Origin of the sequence: Aureispira sp. CCB-QB1, assembly GCF_000724545.1 — a bacterium.
GTDB lineage: Bacteria > Bacteroidota > Bacteroidia > Chitinophagales > Saprospiraceae > Aureispira.
In genome coordinates this window covers 211034-234817 of the sequence record NZ_JHBV01000029.1, presented here as the reverse complement: position 1 = coordinate 234817, position 23784 = coordinate 211034, and the positions used below count along the sequence as shown (strand labels likewise).

Annotated in this window: 12 protein-coding genes; 6 read left to right on the top strand and 6 right to left on the bottom strand. The window is 37.3% G+C overall.

Annotated elements, in window-relative coordinates; all coding sequences use genetic code 11:
- The first annotated feature begins 15 nt into the window (after positions 1-15).
- Entirely contained in the window at positions 16-5442 is a 5427-nt protein-coding gene (locus CG11_RS14545; RefSeq protein ID WP_231512802.1) for a T9SS type A sorting domain-containing protein, read from the top strand.
- A 103-nt stretch (positions 5443-5545) separates the two neighbouring features.
- On the opposite strand, the gene CG11_RS14540 is transcribed toward CG11_RS14545, so the two are convergent.
- Positions 5546-7114 carry a tail fiber domain-containing protein gene (locus CG11_RS14540; RefSeq protein ID WP_052597443.1) on the bottom strand — a complete coding sequence of 523 codons (1569 nt, stop codon included), beginning with the start codon at positions 7112-7114 and terminating at the stop codon, positions 5546-5548.
- A gap of 206 nt (positions 7115-7320) precedes the next feature.
- Between CG11_RS14540 and CG11_RS14535 the strand changes: the two genes are divergently transcribed.
- The 4 genes from CG11_RS14535 (at position 7321) to CG11_RS14520 (ending at position 12648) form a co-directional block, all read left to right on the top strand.
- Positions 7321-8454: an ABC transporter substrate-binding protein gene (locus CG11_RS14535; RefSeq protein ID WP_197043855.1), complete on the top strand. Its 1134-nt coding sequence runs from the start codon at positions 7321-7323 to the stop codon at positions 8452-8454.
- Between the two features lie 117 nt (positions 8455-8571).
- The gene (locus tag CG11_RS14530; protein WP_052597439.1) at positions 8572-9588 is read left to right on the top strand and encodes an iron ABC transporter permease; all 1017 of its coding nucleotides are present in this window, start codon (positions 8572-8574) and stop codon (positions 9586-9588) included.
- A gap of 258 nt (positions 9589-9846) precedes the next feature.
- Positions 9847-11658, top strand: a complete 1812-nt coding sequence (gene lnt / locus CG11_RS14525) for an apolipoprotein N-acyltransferase (protein WP_052597437.1) — start codon at positions 9847-9849, stop codon at positions 11656-11658.
- Positions 11659-11889: 231 nt separating this feature from the next.
- Positions 11890-12648: a hypothetical protein gene (locus CG11_RS14520; RefSeq protein WP_052597435.1), complete on the top strand. Its 759-nt coding sequence runs from the start codon at positions 11890-11892 to the stop codon at positions 12646-12648.
- A gap of 83 nt (positions 12649-12731) precedes the next feature.
- Here CG11_RS14520 and CG11_RS14515 read toward each other — a convergent pair whose 3' ends face one another.
- From CG11_RS14515 to CG11_RS14505, 3 genes are all read right to left on the bottom strand, one after another.
- Positions 12732-14066, bottom strand: a complete 1335-nt coding sequence (locus CG11_RS14515) for a cytochrome P450 (protein WP_052597433.1) — start codon at positions 14064-14066, stop codon at positions 12732-12734.
- 206 nt (positions 14067-14272) lie between these two features.
- Complete coding sequence (locus tag CG11_RS14510; protein ID WP_052597430.1) at positions 14273-15934, bottom strand: S8 family serine peptidase; 1662 nt, start codon at positions 15932-15934, stop codon at positions 14273-14275.
- Between the two features lie 321 nt (positions 15935-16255).
- Entirely contained in the window at positions 16256-17905 is a 1650-nt protein-coding gene (locus CG11_RS14505; protein WP_052597428.1) for a S8 family serine peptidase, read from the bottom strand.
- A gap of 366 nt (positions 17906-18271) precedes the next feature.
- Between CG11_RS14505 and CG11_RS14500 the strand changes: the two genes are divergently transcribed.
- The gene (locus tag CG11_RS14500; RefSeq protein ID WP_052597426.1) at positions 18272-19888 is read left to right on the top strand and encodes a carboxylesterase family protein; all 1617 of its coding nucleotides are present in this window, start codon (positions 18272-18274) and stop codon (positions 19886-19888) included.
- On the opposite strand, the gene CG11_RS14495 is transcribed toward CG11_RS14500, so the two are convergent.
- Both CG11_RS14495 and CG11_RS14490 read right to left on the bottom strand, forming a co-directional pair.
- A complete protein-coding gene (locus CG11_RS14495) occupies positions 19885-20637 on the bottom strand; it encodes a LytTR family DNA-binding domain-containing protein (RefSeq protein ID WP_052597424.1) in 753 nt (250 codons plus the stop codon). The two genes, CG11_RS14500 and CG11_RS14495, sit on opposite strands and share 4 nt — an antisense overlap.
- A gap of 43 nt (positions 20638-20680) precedes the next feature.
- On the bottom strand, positions 20681-23683 hold the full coding sequence (locus CG11_RS14490) for a histidine kinase (protein ID WP_052597423.1): 3003 nt from the start codon (positions 23681-23683) through the stop codon (positions 20681-20683).
- Positions 23684-23784 lie beyond the last annotated feature (101 nt).

Genomic DNA, 23784 nt, shown 5'->3' with positions numbered 1-23784 from the left:
ACAAATAATTTGGGTTTGGCAGACACGAGTGCCAGTAATTTTTCTTTGGTAGCGCCGATACGAGTAACGGCATCAAATGGAGGGGATACCTTATATGGTTGCAGTCGTTATACAATTCGTTGGACAAAACCGAACTCTTGTATCAGCAGATTTAGGCTTTATTATTCTACGAATAATGGAACGACTTGGTTAGCGATAAACAGCATTGTATCTAATTCGGGCAGTGGGACAAGTCAAGGATTCAATTGGACAGTACCGAATGGCGTGACGAGTAATCAAGCTTTGTTTAAAGTAGAAGATTATTATGATAATAGTGTCTATGATATATCAGATGCAAATTTTGTGATATTGCCGAGCAATGATATGACGATAACGAGTCCGAATGGCGGTGAGGTAATACAAGGTTTGACCAGCCATACTATTACTTGGAGTACGACTCCCGCAGCTTCGGGACAATACAATTTGCAATACTCTACTAGTGGCGGTGGTAATTGGACGACGATAGCAACTAATATTACAGGGAATGCCTATACTTGGACGGCACCTAATATCCCATCAGCAAATTATAAAATACGTGTTGTTGATTATAATAATACTTGTAAGTACGATGATTCGGATGCCTCTTTTGAAGTGACTCCCGCAACTCCAATAATGACGGCTCCTAATGGAGGAGAAGTGTGGTATGCAGGAACCTCGCAAACCATACGATGGAATCCTACTACTTATTATTCAAATGTGCGCATAGATTACTCTACAGATAATGGTTTATCTTGGAATACAATAACCACTAATACCTCAAATGATGGAACGCACTCTTGGACAATCCCCAATGTTGCTTCTACTGTTTGTTTGGTTCGAGTGAGTAATACAGCTAATGTTTTGATTAATGATGTGAGTGATGCTGTCTTTCAGATTAAACCAGCTGTTACCGTATTGACTCCTAATGGAGATAATGGCATAAATAGTTGGGGCGGATGTACCGTAACTTCTATTACCTTTGATCATTCACCAGCATATAATCGTTGGAGAATTTTATACTCTCTAGATGGTGGAAACTCTTGGACAACGATTGTTAACAATTGGTACCAAACTAGTAATCCTGCAACCTATAATTGGACGATTCCTAACACTTCTTCGTCACAAGTATTGGTAAAAGTAGAGCCATATTACAATACAAGTTATTTTGATCAGAGTGATGCAACCTTTACCGTAGATAAACCAGTGACTATTATTCAACCCAATTTTGGAGGAATTATGCAAGTTGGTTCTGTTTATAATATCGAGTGGTCTTCAGATGGAATTTCAAATCTATATGACATCTTCTTTTCAGACGATGGAGGTAGTACATGGTCTACAGTTGTTTTAGGATATAATACTTCTAATAATACCTACCCATGGACAGTGCCTAATGCACCTTCTAGCAATTGTTTGATTAGAATTCGTGATAATATAGATAACTGTAAAGAAGATGTAAGTGACATTCCATTTATCATTAGTAGTAATACACCTGCTTTAACTGTTTTGTCTCCTAATGGAGGGGATACCTTGTATGGATGTAATAGTTATAACATAACATGGACAGAGCCTTCTCCTAACGGTACTTACGATTTGGCTTATACAACAGATGGTGGTAATTCTTGGAACGACATTGTATTAGGATACAACACCACAACATTGTCATATAACTGGACAACACCCAATATTAGTTCATCCAATGTATTGGTTCGTGTAAAGGCAAGTTCGACAGCTATTTATGATTTAAGTGATGCGTTGTTTACAATTATACCAAGCAGTATATCCGTATTAACAGCTGATACAATGGTTTGTGGCGGTTCGCCAGTCCAATTAAACGCAACAGGGGCAGCTACTTTTTCTTGGACACCAACGACAGGATTGTCTAATCCTACTATTGCAAATCCAATAGCAACTCCTTCTAGTACTACTACATACATCGTTCAGTCGGGTAGTGGAAATTGTGTCTTGGTGGATTCTATTACAATAACAACTTCGTCAGTAGGAAGTGTACCCGTAGATGTAACAATATCTGCAACGCCATCCAATACAATTTGTAGTGGAACAATGGTTAATTTTACGGCAACACCAACGAATGGGGGAACGGCTCCAGATTATCAGTGGCAAGTAAATGGAGTAAATGTAGGGACGAATAGTGCTAGTTATTCTAATGCAAGCTTAAATGATAATGATGTTGTAGCTGTTGTTTTAACTTCTAATCAAGCGTGTATTACAAATAATCCAGATACATCGGCAGCAATTGTAATGGATGTGTCCGTTTCTTCTACACCTTCTGTCTCTGTGCAAACAATGCCAGCAACAACGGTTTGTAGTGGAACAATGGTCAGCTTTACAGCAACGCCTACAAATGGAGGGGCAAACCCCAATTACCAATGGCAAGTAAATGGAGTAAATGTAGGAACGAATAGCAATATTTATAGTTCTAATGGATTGCTTGATGGGGATGTAGTACAGGTAATTATGACATCCAATTCAGCTTGTGCTATAGGTGGTCCTGTTAATAGTTCTCCTGTAACAATGACGATCAATACGGTACCAATGCAGCCTTCTACAATTGTTGGTAGTACATCAGTTTGTGAAAATACTGCCCAGACGTTTTCAGTTAATCCTATTGCAGGAGCTAATAGCTACACATGGTCTTTGCCTAATGGTTGGACAGGAACAAGTATAACTCCAAGTATCAATACAGTGGTAGGAAATGCTGGTGGTCTTGTGAGTGTACAAGCAACGAATGGTTGTGGGAATAGTCCAACTCAAAGTGTTAATACTGTGGTCAATACAACACCAATAGTAGCCGCAACAGCAACTAATACAATTGTTTGTGCTGGAGAACCAGTAACTTTTGCAGGAACAGGAGCTAGTAATTATGTGTGGGATAATGGTATAACTAATGGTGCTACGATTAATCCAACACTTAGTGCGACGTACAGTGTGACAGGAACAGATGCCAATGGCTGTAGCAATACCGATCAAGTAACAGTTTTGGTTAATGCTTTGCCTAACGTGGTCGCTAACGCATCTGCAACAACCATTTGCTCTAACGAATCTGTTACCTTAACAGGAACAGGTGCTAATACCTATACATGGAGTAACAATGTAACGAATAATGTTGCATTTAGTCCAACTACAACGACTACTTATAATGTAATAGGAACAGATGTTAATGGTTGTACGAATACCGATCAAGTAACGATTTCCGTTAATGCAAGACCAAACGTTTCAGCAGGAGCAGATCAAACTGTTTGTGAAAACACGATGGTAACCTTATCAGGAAGTGGTGCACAAACGTATGTGTGGAATAATGGAATTAGTGATAATGTTGCTTTTGCAGCGACTAGCACGGCAACTTATATGGTAACAGGAACAGATGTGAATGGTTGTACCAATGTTGATACAGTAACGATAATGGTGACACCAGCTCCAACAGTTTTAGCGAATGCCAGTTCAATGTTAATTTGCCAAGGAGACTCGGTAACTTTGACGGGAAGTGGTGCGATGAGTTATACTTGGAATTTTGGAGTAACAGATGGTGTTGCATTTAGCCCTTCTAATACATTGACGTATAGTGTGACGGGAACAGATGTTAACGGTTGTACCAATACCGATCAAATTACAATAACAGTAAATGCTTTGCCAACTGTGGCAGCGAATGCAAGTACATTCTCTATTTGTGAAGGCGAGTTGGTAACCTTAACAGGAAGTGGTGCCGCAACTTACACTTGGGATCATGGAGTGTTGAATGGAAATCCTTTAAGCCCAGCAAGTACAACGACCTATAGTGTGACAGGGACGGATGTTAATGGTTGTAATAATACCGACCAAGTAACGATTTCTGTTAATGCAAGACCAAACGTTTCAGCAGGAGCAGATCAAACTGTTTGTGAAAACACGATGGTAACCTTATCAGGAAGTGGCGCACAAACGTATGTGTGGAATAATGGAGTTAGTGATAATGTTGCTTTTGCAGCGACTAGCACGGCAACATATATGGTAACAGGAACAGATGCGAATGGTTGTACCAATGTTGATACAGTAACGATAATGGTGACACCAGCTCCAACAGTTTTAGCGAATGCCAGTTCAATGTCAATTTGCCAAGGAGACTCGGTAACTTTGACGGGAAGTGGTGCGATGAGTTATACTTGGAATTTTGGAGTAACAGATGGTGTTGCATTTAGCCCTTCGAATACATTGACGTATAGTGTGACGGGAACAGATGTTAATGGTTGTACCAATACCGATCAAATTACAATAACAGTAAATGCTTTGCCAACTGTGGCGGCGAATGCAAGCACATTCTCTATTTGTGAAAGTGGAATGGTAACCTTAACAGGAAGTGGTGCCGCAACCTATACTTGGGATCATGGAGTGTTGAATGGAAATCCTGTAAGCCCAGCAAGTACAACTACCTATAGTGTGACAGGGACGGATGTTAATGGTTGTAATAATACCGATCAAGTAACGATAGTGGTTAATGCACGACCCAATGTATCGGCTAATTCTGATACAACTGTTTGTGAGAATAGTTTATTGACATTAAGTGGAATAGGAGCTCAAACGTATACTTGGAATAATGGAGTGACGAATAATGTTCCATTTGCTGCAACTAACAATACTATTTACAAGGTTATCGGAACGGATGCAAATGGTTGTACCGATACAGCAGAAGTAATCGTTACGGTTAATCCTGCTCCTGCAATTAATGCAGGAAGTGATCAAGTAATTTGCGATGGGGCATCCGTGATTTTAGCAGGAAGTGGTGCAACGACTTACATTTGGAATAACGGGATAACGGATAATACGCCATTTGTACCAACAACTACTACTACTTATATTGTAACAGGAGTAGATCTGAACAATTGTAGCAGCGTAGATTCTGTCGTTGTTACTGTAAATCCTAATCCAGTTGTCAATATTACGCAGCAACAAGATGAAATTGTGGGCAACGATGGTTTCATTAATCTATCTGTAACAGGAGGCTTGCCACCATTTATGTTTGATTGGAATAATGACGGAATTGGAGATTTTGATGATACAGAAGATTTGAATAATCTTGTGGTAGGATACTATGCGGTAGTTGTTCAAGACGTGAACGGTTGTATCGATTCTTTGCATACGAATATTGGTAGTGTTGTTCCTGTCGATAAAGCAGAAGATGAAGGGATTAAACTGGCTATTTTCCCTAATCCTAGTTATGGGAAATTCACCATTGCAATTAATAAGGCTCAATCTGAGGCAATTCAATTGACGATTTTTGATATGAGTGGCAAATGGGTGAAATCTTTGGAATTAAAAGCTTTTGAAACAGAGGTGCAAATTGATTTAGACAGCATCAGTGCAGGAGCTTATTATATTCGTATGAATGGTGCTAAATACACAACGGTAAAACGATTTACCATTATTAAGTAAGAAGATATAATAAAAAACTTATTAGTTGTGAAAATAAGAGGGGAGATGCTCCATCGAGTATCTCCCCATTTTATAAATGATAATTAGATCAATTTTACAAAAGTTACTGTTTAGACTTTAGTTCTTTAGTAATTGTTTCTAGTGCTTTAATACGTTCATTTTGCTCTTTGATAATACCTTGTTGCTCCTTAATCGCTTGAGTTAAAATAGGAATAATACGAGTGTAATCCATTACCACAAAATCTTCTACAACCGCTTGTTGTTCTTGTTGTGCCCCCATCTCTACACAAGCATTGGTCACGAGTTGTTTTTCTCGAACTATTTCGGGGAGAACACTTTGAACTTCTTGTGCAACAAAGCCATATTCCATTTCTGTATTTAATCCCATATTAGGATATTTCTCAAAATTAAAATTATAAGTCACTGGATTTAATTGATTAACAATATCTAATGCTTTTTGGATAGGTTGGATGTTTTTCTTTGTTTTTCGGTCAGAAACGGCACCCATAAAACCCGTATAGCCTAAATCATTATAAAAAACGCCACCCCAGCCAACAACACCACCTGTATTTTGCCTAGAACCGTAAACTCCGACACCATCACGTCCGTTGGCAACACCCCGAACGCCAATAGCTCTATGAGTCAAGCTGTTGTTAATTGCCAAACCAAAAACTCCAGAAGGTATAAAGGCTGTACCGCTATAATTGGTAATTCCTTCTATGCCATTATAAGGATTTGCAGTATTATTGTCATGACCAGAAATAGCGACACCATCAATACCAGAATTATCAAAAGAAGCCATTGCATTAGCACCAACATTAATCCCTCCATTGGTCATTTGAAGCATGCTAGAGGGGGCATTGGTTTGAATCCCAATTTCGTTGGTTCCTGCATCAATGAAGAGCATATTGGTCTGTAAGTCTGATTCTATGCGAATATCGGCATTGGCATTCCCTTGTTCATTAAAAACAGTAACACCATTTCCATGAATTCTATGATTCATAGCATTGTTTTCGTATAAATCAATTACTCCATCATCTGCCGAATCATAAATTCGAACTAAAATATCGCCACCATTAACTGCGCCATCTCTGAGAAAAAGATCATCTGAGAAATAAGAGTCACCAGTGACATTAAATCTACCAGCATTAGCAATACTTCCTACTGCTGTGCGTCCATTGTCTAAAACAGAAAAGCGATTGACTCCATTGTCCGCAATATGAAAATCACCTGTATTGGTTAAGTCATGCGTTAAATTAAAGAGGTCATGGCTAATCGTCGTACCTTGAATTAAGGTTCCTCCCAAACGAATATCATTAGGATGTGTTGTTAACCCATTTATAGCGACAGCATTTAATGTAACATCCCCTGTAGCTCCTCCTCCAACTAAACCGTCACCGGCTGTAACACTGGTAATGTCGCCAGATGCCGCAGGAATGGCTTGCGTACTGAGTACACCATTCGCATCTGCCACTACCATGCGAGTACCAACGCCAGATAGGGAGGTGATTCTAGCATCTCCTACAACGTGTAATTTGTTGGTTGGACTAGGGGTGCCAATGCCAACATTTTGAGCATAGCTATGATTAAGCGAAAGGAAGCAACAACCTGTGATAAAAAAGAGTTGCTGCGTACTTTTAGTAAACTGTTTTCTTTTGTCAAATTGTAGCATAGAATAGAGGTTTGAAAGTTAAAGAATACAAATGAGATTTGTTTGACAATTTTTAAAATGGGGTAGTAAGAGGTAACAGTAAGACTACTAGTTACTTAAGTTACGAAAAAAAAACTATAATAGCTGCTTTATTTTGAAGGAAACTTAGGATTAGGATGAAAAGCTTAGCGTTTTTTGTATTTTTGCGCGACAAAAAAAATCATGCTATGCCTATTTATTTCTTACTCTTTTTTTGTTGGATAGTAATTGCTTGCAATAACGAAACAAAGGTGTCGAATAGCAATGTTGTTGAAAAAGAAAGAACAATATTAGAACTCGACCATGCTAAAAATTTCACCATTGAAAAAGAAGGTACTTATACCATTTTGACTATTACAAAAGCTTGGAAGAATGCCCAAGAGCAGTTTCAGTATGTTCTATATCCTAGAGAAGAACAAGCGCCAACCAACTATCCTAATGCGGTTACTATTCCAGTACCTGTGGAGCGGATTATTTGTACAAGTACTATAGATGTGGCTTTCTTAGATTTTTTGGAGGCTACCGATAAGATTGTTGCCATGTCTAATGGGGCTTATGTTTATAATAAAAATGTTCAGACAGCTCTAAAAGAAGGACGTGTGATGGATATTGGGGGCAGCAATACGATTGATTATGAAAAGGCCTTGACAAGCAATGCAGATGTTGCTATGGTATATAGCATAGGTGATCAGGCTTCTTATAAGAAATTTAATGAGATGGGAATACCTGCGGTGTTGCTGTCTGATTTTATGGAGAAAACACCCTTGGGTAGGGCAGAGTGGGCAGTGTTTGTGGCTTGTTTGTTGGGAAAAGAGAACGAGGCATTGAGAAAGTGTAGCCAAATTGCGGCAAAGTATCAACAACTGCAAGAACGGGCGACTCGGCATAACAGAAAGCCTACTGTTTTGACAGGGGCTGTTTACAAAGGCACTTGGTATGTTGCGGGGGGCAAAAGTTTTATGGCAACCTTTATTCAAGATGCTGGGGGGCGTTATTTGTGGGAAGAAGATAATAGTTTGAGTGGTGTGCCGCTTGATTTTGAAGCGGTATATGCCAAGGCTTTGGAGGCAGATTACTGGATTAATATGTCTAGTTGGACGAATAAAGACGACTTAGTTGACTCGGAATCCAAATACCAAGATTTTAAAGCCTTTCAAGAAGGGCAACTATACAATTATTATAAAAGAGGCACGGCACAGGGTGGTTCTGATATTTTTGAATCCGCTATTGTAAACCCTCACTTAGTTTTAAAAGATTTGATCCATATTTTTCATGACGAGCAAGTAGAGGAAGATAGTTTGTACTATTATCAGGAACTCTAAAAAGTTACTCAATAGGATTGATTTTATTAAACTTCATTGTATACGTGCGAATTTAATAGAGCACCTTTAGTTAACCAGCTAAACAAGAAGTAAGAACTATTAAAAACTTTAGCGTAATTGTCTATTGGAACTAAAATAAGCATACTTATTGTCCTGCTAATTGCATTGTTTATGCTGAATTTAGCATGGGGCTCTGTTGTTATTCCCTTGGATCGCATACTAGATGCTTTGTTAGGAAATGCAAGTATTAAGAGTGATGCCACTATTGTTTGGAGCTTTAGAATGCCTAAAATAATGGCTGCAATATTTAGCGGGGCTAGTTTGGGGGTTAGCGGTTTGTTAATGCAAACGTTTTTTAGAAATCCTATTGCAGGTCCTTTTGTATTGGGGATTAGTTCTGGGGCTTCTTTAGGAGTGGCTTTATTTATCTTAGCATCAGGATGGTTGTCTTCCTTTGCATTTTTTGCTTTTTGGGGAACTAGCAATTGGATGTTGATTTTGATGGCAATGCTAGGGGCAGGGCTTGTGCTCTTTTTGTTGATGTTAATTTCTTGGCGTATTTCCGATATTAATACCTTGTTAATTTTGGGATTAATGTTTGGTAGTGCTACCAGTGCGATTGTATCTTTGTTGCAGTATTTTAGCAGTCAACAAGCGTTGCAGCAGTTTGTATTGTGGTCAATGGGAAGTTTGACAGGAGTAACTTGGGAAGAATTGACATTATTAGCTCCAATTTGTGCTCTATTTATACTATTGACATTTGGTTTGAGTAAAACATTAGATGCTCTGTTGTTGGGAGATCAGTATGCTTTGAGTATGGGCGTAAATGTTCGTCGAGCACAACAACAAATTATTGTAGTGACCGCTGTTTTGGCAGGAGGGATAACGGCTTTTTGCGGTCCCATTGCTTTTGTTGGGATAGCCGTTCCTCATTTAGCTCGGATGTTTTTTCAAACACATCGACATTTTGTATTGTTATTAGGAACCATTCTATTGGGGATGATAACCTTATTGTTGTGCCAATTTATAGCACAGTTGCCAGGAAGCGACCAGATGTTGCCAATCAATGTAGTAACGTCTTTTTTGGGAGCTCCAATGGTTATTTATATTGTTTTATCACGAAGAAGTATTTAGTTCTAAGGAATAGTCCGTTTAAATTCTTTTCTATTAGATGATTTGTATTAAGTAATCGTTCATAAAAATTTATAGACAAAATAGAATTCTTTTTGCACTGTTCTTCATCAAAAAATCTCGTTTTAGCCCGCTAAAACTTCAATTCTTTTCTTTGAACAGCACTAAAAACAATTACATTTTTAACTATACTTTTTTCTGTCCACTTACTTAGGAGATTGGAATTATAAGGAGGTTTTGGTAGAATAAAAAAATAAGAGAATGAAAAAAGAAATGCAAATAAGGTTGGTTGTTGGGACAATTTGCCTATTGATTGCTGTTTATGTAGGGTGTGATTTACGAACGTTGTATCGTCAAGATCAACTTTGGGGACAACGAGTACTTTGGTTTTGGTTGTGTGTTTGGGGAAGTATTTTAGCCTTCTTGGGACAATATATTACCACATTACCACAAAGAAACAAACTATTGGGAGCGAGTATACTTTCTGGTGTCCTACTTGCGGGAGGTTTTATGCCCATGCCTACTTTTTTTCTTATGTTTATAGGATTCATACCTTTGCTTTGGGCAGAAGATATTGTCTCTAAAGAGCGGTCAACCACCTCCAAATGGACCATTTTTAAATTGGCATTTAATACATTTCTTATTTGGAACCTATTAACGACTTGGTGGATTCAAAACAGTTCTTTTATAGCTGGTATGTTGGGGAATACATTAAATGCTGTTTTTATGACCATCCCTTTTATTTTTTATCATGTAACAAAAAAAAATATGGGGCAACGTGCGGCGAATTTAGGTTTTCTGAGCTTTTGGATGACTTTTGAAATAGGGCATTTAACTTGGGATATTTCGTGGCCTTGGTTAACCTTGGGGAATAGTTTTGCACACTTGCCTAGCTTAGTACAATGGTACGAATTTACGGGTGTTTTTGGAGGTTCTTTGTGGATATTGGGAATTAATATTTGGATTGCAGATGGTTTGTTTAAGTATTGGTCTCAAGAACAGCCTTCTGGTTCTTTGGCAGTTGTTTTTATCAAACCAAGCATTGCTTTTATTGTTCCAATTCTTGTTTCTCTAGCTATTTATTATAGTTATGACGTGACGACCGAGAAAGCTGTTGAAGTGGTTAGTGTACAGCCTAATTTTGAACCACATTATCAAAAGTTTAGTATTCCTCGAAAACAGCAGTTGACACGTTTTATGGAGTTGACAGAAACTGCTGTAACCGATCGAACTGCTTATGTTTTATTTCCAGAAACTTCTTTTAGAGGTATAGAAGCTAATAAACTAGAAGAAAGTCAGTTAATTAAAACACTTCGTGCATTTACAGGAGCGCATCCTAAGTTGAATTTAATTACGGGATTAAGCACCTATATTCGTTACAAAGAAGGAGAGCCTAGACCAGATAACGTTTATACGTACTGTAATTCAACGCAAACACAATGTCAGTATATAGATGCACACAACGCAGCTATACAGTTGAACAGTCAAACGAAAGAAATTCCTTATTATAAAAAATCAAAGTTAGTTCCTGGTGCTGAGAGCATGCCTTATATTGGTAATATTCCTTTTTTCAAAGGCTTAATTCTTGATTTGGGAGGAGCACCAGGCTTGAGTTTGGGCATTCAGGACAAACGAGCCGTATTTACTTCTAGTCAAGGCGCCGTAGCCCCTTTAATTTGTTATGAATCTATTTATGGCGACTATGTAACAGATTATATCAAAGAAGGCGCAGAAGCATTATTTGTAATTACCAACGACGGTTGGTGGGATAACAGCAATGGGCATCGCCAACATTTGTATTTATCTTCTTTAAGAGCGATTGAAAATCGCCGTTATGTCGTTCGCTCTGCCAATACGGGCGTTTCTTGTTTTATCAATAGTAGAGGCGATATTTATCATCCAACGAATTATGATGAAGCTATTGCCATTCGAGATGACATCTATTTAAACGATAAAGTAACCTTTTATACATTGTATGGTGATTTGATTGGTCGAATTTCCATTTTAGTATCTATTTGGTTGTTGGTTTCTATGTTGGCCAATGGTTTGAGGGGAGAGAAGCACAGTACCTAGTGAGAGAAAATTTAAAATTTTAGAATTCTCAAAACTATTCTATCAGTTATTAGTTATATAAGAATATTAGTTGGAGCCCTAAATTAGTCGTCCTAATTTAGGGCTTGTAAGTATGGAATCAGAGTAGTTTAAAATTTATATTCTTCAAAGTAGGAACAAAATCAAGTATTTGTAGCTTGAAGGTAGAATTTAAATAGATTCTCAAAATAATTATCAAAATACACATCAATTATGCTTAAAAAAATTGGAAAGGGCTTGTTAAAAGGGCTTGGAATTATCTTACTTTTATTAGTAGTTGCTTTTGTGGTGCTGTATCTGGTTTACAATGAACCTCTTCCAGAGGGTAAACAAGGTCCAGAGGCAGAAGCTCTAGCGCAAAAAATGCTAACAGCAGTAAATGCAGAGGCTTGGGATCAAACGAATTATATAGAATGGACGTTCTTGGGGATGCACGAATACATTTGGGACAAAAAACGCCATTTGGTAGAAGTTCGTTGGGATGACAATCGAGTATTGTTAAATCCTAATACTATGAAGGGGAAAATTTATGAAGATGGAAAGGAACAACCAGACGATCAAGAGACCTTAGAGACGGCTTATTCGTATTTTATAAATGATGCTTTTTGGATGAATGGCTTTGTTCAAATTCGTAACGGAAATCCAGAATTAAGAACGGTGGATTTAGAAGATGGATCGCAAGGTTTGTTGGTGACCTATCCAACAGGAGGCGTGACTCCTGGCGATTCTTATTTATGGCTTCTGGATGAGACGGGGCTACCAAAAGCATGGAAAATGTGGGTAGGAATCTTACCAATTGGTGGTTTAAAGGTAACTTGGGAAAATTGGGAAACATTCTCTACTGGAGCAAAGGTAGCAAAAAATCATAATGCGGGTATAGTTGATGTAGAATTGACGGGCGTAAGAGCCTACCAAACCTACCAAGAAGGAGGGTATGAAGAAGATATTTTTGCACCAATTTTAGGTTTGTAAAAGAATCTTTGGGGTATAAGGATAGTTTCTAGATATTACTATGCTGCTCAACAAATAGCAGTATCTAGAAACTATAATTTTTATCATCGACTACGGATGTCCATCAGAATCCCATTTTTAGGTCGTAAGGTGATTAGCGGTTCGGGGACTACTTCAGGTGCATTAGGGGCAAGAGATAAGTTGAACTGTTGCAACAACAATGTTAGCACAACTTTCATTTCCATCATAGCAAAACTATTGCCAATGCACATCCGTTGCCCTGCCCCAAAAGGAATATAAGCATATTTGTGCCGCTTTTTCTTCTGGTTGCTTTCAAAACGTTCTGGTTCAAAAGCAGTGGGGTTTTCCCAATAATCGGGGTGGCGATGTAGCATATATACATCTAAAATTAATCGAGTATCTTTTTTGAATAGATACCCATCCATAGTTGTTTCATGGGCAACTTTTCGTACGATAGTCCAAGCAGGAGGATACAAACGCATGGATTCTTCCAAGACCATTTGTGTGTAGGTGAGTTCCTTCAAGTTTTGGAATGTTGGTGGTTTGTCTTGCAACACCGTATCAATTTCTTGCTGTAAGATTTTTAGTTTATCAGGATGCTGCGTTAGTAGATAAAAAGTCCACGACAAAGCGTTGGCTGTTGTTTCGTGCCCTGCTACAAAGATAGTGATCGATTCATCTTTTAACTGTTGATTGCTCATTTTTTCTCCCGTATCTTCATCCTCTGCATTCATCAGCATACTCAACAAATCATTGTGAGTACTAGGGTTTTCTTGCCTATCTTTAATAATATTTAAAATTAAGCTACTACTATAAGCACGAGCTTTTCTATAAGCACGATTTTTGGAGGTAGGAACCCAAAACGGAGGCTTAAAAGGTGTCATGATTCGCTCTGCCAAGTACTCATTTTCTATCGTAACTGCTTGCTGAATTTTTGAATAATCGGTTTTTAATTCAGTACCAAACAAGCATTTGGTGACAATATCAAGTGTCAAAAAATTCATTTCATCCGTTAACTGAACCTGTGTTTTCTCTTTCCAAGAGGCGACTATTTTTTGCGTAGAAGCAATCATAATGTCCAACAATTTTTTCATGCTTTCTCTATGAAAAGCAGGCTGGGCAATACGGCGTTGTTTTTTCCAAAAATCACCTTCACTAGTCAATAAACCATTCCCTAAAGAATACTTTAATATTTTATAATCATCGCTCTTGGCATAATCCTTTTTGTTAGAGACCATTATCTCTTGAATGTGCTTAGGGTTTGCAGTCACATAGATTGTGTATAGGTTGGAGTTGACATTGTAAATATCACCGTATTCTGCAAAGGTATTAACAAAAAAAGCTAGAGGATCATTTAGAACAACTAAAGAATTTCTAAAAAACCAATGATCGGCAGGAATGAGCGGAACGTCTTTCATGATAATAGGTGTTTGTTAAGTTGTAAAAAACTCCTTTAAGATACGCTATTTCGTTTGATTTAGCAAGGAGAGGTTGTGTGATGTATTAGTGCAAAAATAATCCTTCTCATTATTGGTAATATAAAAGCTAGAAATAAAATTAGGTTATTGAGCATCACTCAACAACCTAATTTCTAATATTTTGACACCCGATGGGATTCAACGTTTTACTCCTTAATCATTTCAAGCCAATAAGGGTAAGCGTCAATTTCTAGTTTTATCATATAAACTCCCGCAGGGTAATTTTCTAAATCAGGAATGCGAACTTCTTTGATTTCTCTACCTTTGGTAGTCGTGGTATAAGTAAATTGTTCTGCCATTAATTTATTATAAATACTTATTTTTAATACAGCAGGCTTTCGTTGTTCAATAAACAGATGCAACTCATCATCAATAGGTTTGGGAGTGTAGTATAGTTCCCCTTTGTGATCAACAACAATACTTGCTTTTAACATTGTAAGATAAGCAAAAAAGAAATTAGGAATTCCATACCCCAAAGAAGAATCTGGTTGATTAGATATACTACCACTTAGGCGAATAGCATCTTTGATTTCTTCGCTTGTTTTGTCGGGGTGCGCTTGTTTGAGAGAGGCAACCATACCTGCCATAACGGGAGAAGAAAAGGAAGTACCATTGGTTCTTGTGATGTCATATTTGTTTAGATTGGCAACAACCGTATAACGTCCTTGTGCTGCTACATCTGGTTTGATTCTGCCATCGGGAGTAGGTCCCCAAGAGCTAAAGCTGGCTCTAGTCCCATTGGGGCGAACAGCAGCGACACTCAAAACACCTTCGGCATCGGCAGGGGTTCCGATATAGTGCCAATTACCATCGCCTTCGTTACCAGCACTATTGACAATCAAAATTCCTTTGGAAGCACCAATGTTAGCGCCTCGACTAGAAAGGGCTGTCTTTCCATCCAATTGATGGTATTTATAGGACATGGTCGTATCGTTGAAGCCCGTATAACCCAAGGAAGAATTAACGACATCAACTCCTATGCTATCTGCGTGTTCTAGGGCAGCTACCCAGTTGAATTCTTCTGTTCTAAATTCTCCTCGAACATCTTCGGTTTTAAACAAGTAATAAGAAGCATCAGGAGCTGTGCCTACAATTAAGTGTGGTGCTTTAGACCCCATACAAGCGAGGACATTGGTGCCATGCGAACTACTTTCGTAAACAAAATCGTCTCCTTCTACAAAATCGTGTGTTCCCAATAAGCGATTATTAGTGTAAATACTATCAAAAACAGGCATTCGATAAACATCCAAAAAGCCACCATCAAAAATAGCAACATGGATACCTTTTCCTGTATATCCGTATCCGTGCAACACGTCACCGCCTAGCATTTTAATTTGGTTATCTGCTTGACCATAATAGTCTATTTCATGTTTAGAAGCATCTACAGAAGGTTTGTTTTTTTTCATATTAGGTTTGGTAACCTTTCTAAATTTGCCCAAGGGTTTAACCGATTTGACAAAAGGTAACTCATTAATTTGCTTTAATAAGTTCTTATCTTTGGTATAAATCGCAATAGAATTAAGCCACTTTGATTTTGCGTGTAGAGGAGCTCCTAAGCCGATGACTTGTTTGATGTAATCAGGAGTGATGGGCAAGTCATTTTCTTCAATGGGAATCCCCATTGTGATCCTACGTTGGATAGCTCTAGCAGATAAAAAATCTTGAGGACGAAAAATATTGTAGGGAGTATTATTTTTGTCCGTAAATTCAACCCAATGTAAGGTATGATTATGATGGTTGTAATCCTCTTTTTGGGCTTGGATAGGATGAATTAGAAATAAAAAAAATAGTATCGTTAATGCTTTCATTCTAATGGTTTATGACAATTAATTGGAAAGTAATCGTTCAAAAATAAGCCCATTTTTTGTTCTTATTTTTTCTGACCTCTTACTTATGAAGAACTAATGATAAACAACAAGTTCACAAATTTTGAATAACTTCTGCTCGAATCTACTAAATATTGTAGAATAAATTCGAAATAAGGATAAATAGAATCGACCAACTTAAAAAGTCTTGTAGACTAGAAAACAGCCGAAGGAAAGTAATCGTTCAGAAAAAATGACAGAAAACCTCATAACAACTTGTTGGAGCTGAATGAGACCTATACTAAGATTTGTTTGATCACACAATTAATGAACCAGTTCTACCCAGTGTGTTTTGCCCCACAACTTGATTTGCAACGCATAAACTCCTTGACCATAGTTTTTGAATTCTTTGAGTGATATTTTATTAATTATATTGGCTTGAAGTTCTTCTTTTCGATGATGTAATTGTTTGCCCCAAATATTATACAAAGTTAATTCAATAGGAGTTTTTTGAGCATTTTCTACGTAGACATGTACATTATTATTGACAATCCTTTTGGGATGATCCAGAAGACCCGATTGATGTATAAAAATACTGGAATCCGATAGGGTTAAGTAGGCTTGAAGAAAATTGGGAATACCTTTTCCCAAAGAAGAGTCCGCATGTAATAAATGTGCGCTATTGACTATGGCACTTTTTAGCTTTTTATTGGATACGGTAGGAAAGGCTTGTTTTAACGTTGCCACCATTCCAGTCAAGACAGGACAGGCATAAGAAGTGCCATCACCATATCCTACATCATAAGTAATCATAGAAGCATAGGCAGTGCCTTCTCCTAATGCAGCTACATCGGGTTTGATGCGCCCATCGTAGGTCGGTCCCCAAGAACTAAATGTTGCTCTACTGCTATCTCGTTGAACAGCCGCAACTGTTAGCACTTCCACGGCATCGGCAGGGGCAGCCAAGTAATGCCAATCTTTATGACCATCATTACCAGCGGCATTGACAATCAAAATGCCTTTGGCACTAGCAATGTTCGCACCTTGGGTAATTAAGGTGCTTTTTCCATCCAAATCTTTGTATTGATAAGACATAGAGGCATCCCTAAAACGAGTATATCCCATTGATGAATTGACAATATCTATTCCAACACTATCGGCATGTTCTAAAGCAAGCACCCAGTAAAATTCTTCCGCTCTAAATTCTCCTCGAATATCTTCTGTTTTAAATAAATAATAATAAGCATCAGGAGCCGTACCAATCATCAAATAAGGTTGCTTAGCTGCCATAATTGATAGGACATTGGTGCCATGAGTACTGCTTTCATAGACAAAGTCATCGCCTTCAACAAAGTCATGGGTACCTAAAATTCGGTCATCTAAGAATAGGCTATCAAACACAGTCATTCTATACGCATTTCTAAAGCCACCATCAACAACACCAACATGTACCTCTTTTCCTGTGAAGCCCAATTGATGAAGCTTTTCACCTCCAAGCATTTCAAGTTGGGTTTTAGCTAAACCATAGGGACTTACTTGATGTTTTGAGCTATCTATAGCAGGTCTTTTATGGTAAATTTTTGCTTTTTTTGCTTTTCGAAACTTGCCAAGAGGTTGAATAGATTTTACAAAGGGGAGGGCTTCAATTTGTTTGAGAATACTTTTACTTTCTGTATGAATCGCAAGCGCATTAAACCACTTGGATTTTCCTTGGATAGGAGCCAATGCTTCTATTGTTTTAATATATGACATAGAGATAGGAATATCCAGCATATCAATGGAAACACCTTGGGTCGCACGTCGTTCTAAAGCTCTAGGACTTAAATATTCTTGCGGAGAGAAAAGACTAAATGGACTATTCTTTTTGTCTGTTAGTTTTACTAAATGCAAGTCATAGAGATGTTTGTCTGTATCAGATTGTGCAAATGTAAACGTACTTACAACCAATAAGAAAAAACAATGAAGGGTATTCATACGAATGGTTTTCTTCAAAAAATAGGACAAATAATAAAAAGGTTTTAAGTAAACTAACTTTTTTTTGCCAAAAGTATTATATTTCTTAGCCTTTTATCTCCAATAGCCCACTTAAACCACATTAGTCACATCAGAATTAGCCAATTAGTAGATTTATTTTAACGGTGTTGGGTCGTTTTATTTCCCATTTAAAAACCAACAAGTTAGAGTGAATAATGTCTTATGACTTCGTGGAAGAATATTTAAATAGTACTCAGAATTACCAAGAGTTAGTTATGCTTGTACCTTCATAACAAAAGGAGGAACAATGAACGATTACATAACATTACTTTGGGAAAATTTGCAGCGTATCAAAATTAATAAACTATGTTAAGAATTGTACTCCTATTGTTGGTGTTAAGTAGTTGTGGAATGGACTTGTTTGCTCAGTGTGGTACCCGTTACAAAAGCCGTTATTTTAATACTATTCAAGTATTTAGAAATGTGAAATACAGTTTGAATGCGCCAGCTTTAATTGGAGCAACTCTAACGACCGAAACAACTTTTAACAAAGACTTAGTGATGGATGTTTTTACTCCTCCAGTAACAGATACTGTAAGCAAACGCCCTGTTGTTATTTTGGCACATGGGGGAGGATTTATTAATGTTGCTTTTATGGGGGGAACTGTTTTGGTTGGAACGATGCAAAACGAAGATGTGCAAGCATTGGCAGATACTTTGGCACATTGGGGATTTGTAACAGCAAGCATTGAGTATCGTTTGGGGTTTAATATTGCCAGCCCATCGAGTTTAAAAAGAGCTGTTTGGAGAGGGGCACAAGATATGAGTGCTGCCGTACGATTTTTTCGTAAAAATGCAGCATGGTTCAACATTGATCCCAATAAAGTTTTTGTAGGAGGAAGCAGTGCAGGAGCATTTTGTGCGATTCATAGCACCTTTGTGGATTATACCGAACGCTTACCAGAGAGCTATGAATTAGTACCTATTTTTAAAAAAGACTTAGGACCTTTACATAGTCGCCCAGTTGTCGAATTAACTAGTTTTAATCCTTTTAATGGTTCATCAGTTTTGGCAGATGATGTGGATTCTATTCCTCAAGGAATCGCAGCTTATTGGGGGGCTATAGCCGATTTAAGTTGGATGGCACATGGTAATAATAAAGCTCCTATGGTTATGTTTCATGGAACCAATGATTTGATTGTTGATTATAAGTGTGCCAAGCCTTTTTCAGGTGTAGTTTTGACAGCGCCCAATACCTGTGGTACCTATATGATGGATTCGGTGATGAATACGTTTAATCTTCCACATCAAACTTACTTTGCGCAAGGAGAGGGACACGAATATTGGGGGGCTTTAAATGGAGACTGGCTGCCTTCAGGACCAAATGCACATTGGCAGAGTATTATAGACAAGACAGCGGATTATTTTTATGATTTAATGCGTCCTACACCTCCTGTATTAAGTGGACCAGATACCGTATTGCCTGCAACGAATTATACTTATACCGTTGCCAATCCTCATCCAGACCATCGTTATTGTTGGGAAGTAACTGGGGGCGTTATTGTTTCACCTGTTACAGATGCTGCAACAATAGATGTCGAGTTTTATAATGGAGGGAGCCAAGGTTTTGTACAAGTTAGTGCAATTGACGTTTCGAAAGTGGCTAGTGAAAAAGCTTTGAAATTTAGCGCAATTACAACAAGTATCAACACCAATAAAGTACTTGTTCCCAAGCTTGGAATTCAATTACAACCCAACCCCGCTTATCAGTCGTGTCGTGTTCACATTCGTAGTCCTAAAAATGAGGCAGCAACCATTCGTTTAGTCAATGCGCTAGGACAGGAAGTATACACGCATTTTACACCGTTATCAATAGGAAACACAACTGAAGTTTTAAACATACAAGATTTGCCTCAAGGAGTATATAGAGTCGTTGTTACCACAAAAAAACACCGAATTATGGAGACGCTAGTAATACGCTAAGGTATAAAAAAGTGCTCTAACAAACTATCTCGCTTGGCAGAGGAAATAGTTATCTGAGTATCATCGTCCATGATTAATATAGGACTCTTTCCTCGAATAAATTTCTTTACATATTTGGGATTAATGATATGAGAGCGATGCACCCTTTTGAAATTGTATTCTTCTAATATTGTCGTATATTCCCCCAAATTTCGAGATGTCCAAATTGGTTCTTGGTCTTTGATAATGAATAGCGTATAGCTTTTGTCCGATTGGCAACGGATAATATTGTCGATGGGTACAAAGATATAACCATCAGAGCAAGCCAATGCAATTTTTTGATGGTTTGGGGTTTGTGCATTTTTATCTACTAGACTGTAATTTTCTTTTGTCGTAGGCAAGGGGTGAACTTGGTTTCTAAAACGATCCAAACTTTCCATTAATTCTTCCAAATTAATTGGCTTCATCAAATAATCCAATGCCGCCAATTTTAGTGCTTGAATGGCGTATTGACTAAAAGCAGTTGTAAAAATGACTTTGAAATTAATTTCATCAAAATACTTATACAAACTAAATCCGCTTTCTTTGGGCATAGCGATATCTAGAAAGACGAGTTGAGGTTGGTGTTTTTTTATCATTTCTACACCTTCTTGGACATTGCCAGCTTCTGCTAAAACTTTTACGCCATCGCAATAGTCTTCTAGCATAGATTTTAATAGCTTTCTAGTATTTACTTCATCTTCGACAATTACACAAGTTATAACTTTCACGAAATGTTATTTTATTGAGTTAAAAAGAGAAATTCATTGGTGGTTACTGAAAATCAGAAAAAAGATAATCCGTAATGGGAATCCAAAGCTCCGTTCTAGTTCCTGAAGATTGATTTTTAATATTTGTTAAATCACTTATTTTGTAAGTTGTTTTTTTTGCTGTTGTTCCATGAGTTCGGTTGAGCATAGTTAAGCGATCTTGTGTAACAAAGCTACTACTTTTTTTGGTAGTGTCGTTATCCTTCCATGCATTATAAGTATCGGCTAGTTCCAGACCGACCCCATCATCTTCTACGGTACATTTTATATAGTTGTCTTCCAATTCTAGTTTGATGAGTAAATGCCCATCTGCTTCTTTATGTAAAAAACCATGTTTGAAACTATTCTCAACGATAGGTTGTATCAGCAAGGGAGGAATGTGCAGCCCTTCTTCTTCAAAAAGAGGGTCTATGTCAAATTGTACCGTAACATCGTATTTTAATCGAATTTTTTCAAGGTCAATGTAGAGCTTTAAAAAATCAATTTCATCTTTTATGGGAATACTTTTTTCATTGGAATAATTAAAAATTAATCGCATTAATTTGGCAAACTTAGCATGATATATTAAGGCTGTTTTGGAGTCTTTGTACATCCAGAAGCTTTGTATGGTACTCATTGCATTAAAAATAAAATGAGGATTCATTTGTGCTTGAAGTGCTTGCATTTTAAGCTGCATAATTAAATTTTGAGTGGCTTGTTTTCGCTGAAGGAACTGATAACGAAGTCGCACTAAACCAATAACAATTGACAAAGTAATAAAACCAATAATCGTTTTAAACCACCAAGTTTCCCAATAAGGTGCTTGAATGCAGAACGATACACCTGCTGGAGTTTTGCTCAGGACACCATCTTCATTCCTAGCGCGGACTTCAAAGGTATATTGTCCTGCATTAAGACTAGGAAAGCGAACAAAATTAGTACTACTAGTTTGCGAAATCCAAGTAGTATCAAGCCCCAAGAGCCTATATTCATAGGTGTAGGTGTTCCTGCTTTTTAGTGCTAAAGCTTGGAAGGTAAATTGAATGTTATTTTTCTCATAAGGAAGCGTTGTAAATTTGTTGAAAGCAAGGCTACTATCGTTTACATTCCATTGGGTAATCCTAATTAATGGAGCTGTTTTGTTCATAGAAGGCGTATTAACATCAAAAGCAATCAAACCTTTGCTAGAAGTTGCCCAAACTTTTTTATTGGCAATTTCTATGCGATCTATATTGTTGGTTAACAAACCATCCAATTGATTGTACAGCTCTATTTTTTTAGTATTAGGCTGTATTTTAACAATTCCAAGGTTGGTTCCAACCCAAATATATGGATAGTCAGCAGCAATTGTTTTGCAGTTATTACTTGGTAGCCCATCGTCTACTGTAAAATGATAAATTTCTTTTTTATTTTTAATACCATATAGACCTTGATTGGGAGTGCCCACCCATAGAATACTATCTTGAGCTTGGCGAATGGTAATAGGTGTGATAGCCTTTCCTTCTTTAGATAAAACCGAATAGGGAACAGCATCTTGCCAATAAAATAAACTATCGTTGATTCCTGTCCAAAAACGGGAGGTGTCTGCTATGTCTGTAGATAAAGCTGTTATACGTTTACTGGCTATAAAACCTTGGAGTTTTCCTTCATCACAAATAGTCTTATCTACATGATACTTGAGTGGTTTGTTAAAAACATCTTTAGTAGGTCTTTTGTTATCTAGAGGATAGGTTATTAAAGCAAGAAAGGTACCTACAATAAGTTGATTTTTTTTATAAATTATAGAATGATGACCTATGCCATGACAACTCGATTTTATGCTTTGATCAGATAGAGATAATATATAATTATTGGCAGAATTGAACAATATTTGGTTGCGGATAGTGTCACATAGAATATTGGTAGTAGGATACATATCTACAGGAGGATACAAGGCGAATTCCAAAGATTTTGTATTGAGTTTTGATATACGACCGTGTGTTCCAAGGAATAAATCTTCTTTTTTCTTAGCTAAAGCACCAATTTTAGAGTCGGGCAAAACGGAATTTTTAGAATCAAAAAAAGTCATTTTTAAAGATGGAATGATCAAGACTCCATGACCTAGTGTGCCTAACCAAATATTGCCGTCACGGTCAACAAGTGTTGCACTGATTTGTTCTTTTTTTAAGAATAGGCCTTGATGTTTCCAACGTTTGGTATACTTGTCTTGCAATAACACAACAATTCCTTTTTGTGTACCAATTAGAATGGTACCTTTGTTACTATAAATTGTAGCTATTCCCTCATAGCTTGCAATTAAAGCATGGTTTCTAAGTTTAGAAACGGAATCAATATGATCAATATACACTTTGGTAGTCGTAGCAATTAAAGCAGAATCATTTTCAAGCCCTATGATAATAATATGTCTGTTTGAGCTAGAAAGACTAGGAATAACCCCTTTGGAATAAAAGGCTTCTTTTTTTCGTAGCCATAACTCATTGTTACAATCAATATAAAGTAGAGAAGAATCATTAACTTGGTCTCTAGAAAAAAAGCCAATGCTGCATCGTAGATTATGGTTGCTTTGGAATTTACCTATTTTCCATTGTTGACTTTTGAAGTGGTACGTGTAGAAATTGACGGAGGAAAGAATCTGCAAATATTCTTTTGTCAATGAATATTCAAAATAAGTATTTAGTTTGATGGAATCTGGAATGGGGAAGATTTGAGCGGTATTGTTAGAGTCAATAAAAAACAACTGTCCTGCAAAGTTCTTATACCAAATAGTTCCTCTAGAATCTTCTTGAATAGAAGCTGCCGACGTGCGCTTTTGATCTTCAGAGGTATATGTAATAATTTCTTTTCCATCGTATCGGCAAAGACCTCCATCTGTTGCAATCCACATATAGCCTTTGGAATCTTGGTATAAACCGTAGATCTCCATATTAGGAAGACCATCGTCGTCTGTCAATTTCCAATGGTAGGGATCTTGTGCATTAACGAAAGTATAGAAAAAAAGTAGCAGGATTATGTAGGCATATGTTCTCATTACAATCGAATATAACAATTTTTTTGCTGTTAATCTCTCAATTATTCAAAAGAAATTGGATGTTGATTAGCCTTTATACATAAGACAGGACTACGGTGCTA

Coding starts and splice junctions, on each gene's coding strand:
- CG11_RS14505 (WP_052597428.1), bottom strand. CDS start 17,905: ATGAATACCCTTCATTGTTTTTTCTTATTGGTTGTAAGTACGTTTACA.
- lnt (WP_052597437.1), top strand. CDS start 9,847: ATGAAAAAAGAAATGCAAATAAGGTTGGTTGTTGGGACAATTTGCCTA.
- CG11_RS14490 (WP_052597423.1), bottom strand. CDS start 23,683: ATGAGAACATATGCCTACATAATCCTGCTACTTTTTTTCTATACTTTC.
- CG11_RS14540 (WP_052597443.1), bottom strand. CDS start 7,114: ATGCTACAATTTGACAAAAGAAAACAGTTTACTAAAAGTACGCAGCAA.
- CG11_RS14510 (WP_052597430.1), bottom strand. CDS start 15,934: ATGAAAGCATTAACGATACTATTTTTTTTATTTCTAATTCATCCTATC.
- CG11_RS14515 (WP_052597433.1), bottom strand. CDS start 14,066: ATGAAAGACGTTCCGCTCATTCCTGCCGATCATTGGTTTTTTAGAAAT.
- CG11_RS14520 (WP_052597435.1), top strand. CDS start 11,890: ATGCTTAAAAAAATTGGAAAGGGCTTGTTAAAAGGGCTTGGAATTATC.
- CG11_RS14535 (WP_197043855.1), top strand. CDS start 7,321: ATGCCTATTTATTTCTTACTCTTTTTTTGTTGGATAGTAATTGCTTGC.
- CG11_RS14500 (WP_052597426.1), top strand. CDS start 18,272: ATGTTAAGAATTGTACTCCTATTGTTGGTGTTAAGTAGTTGTGGAATG.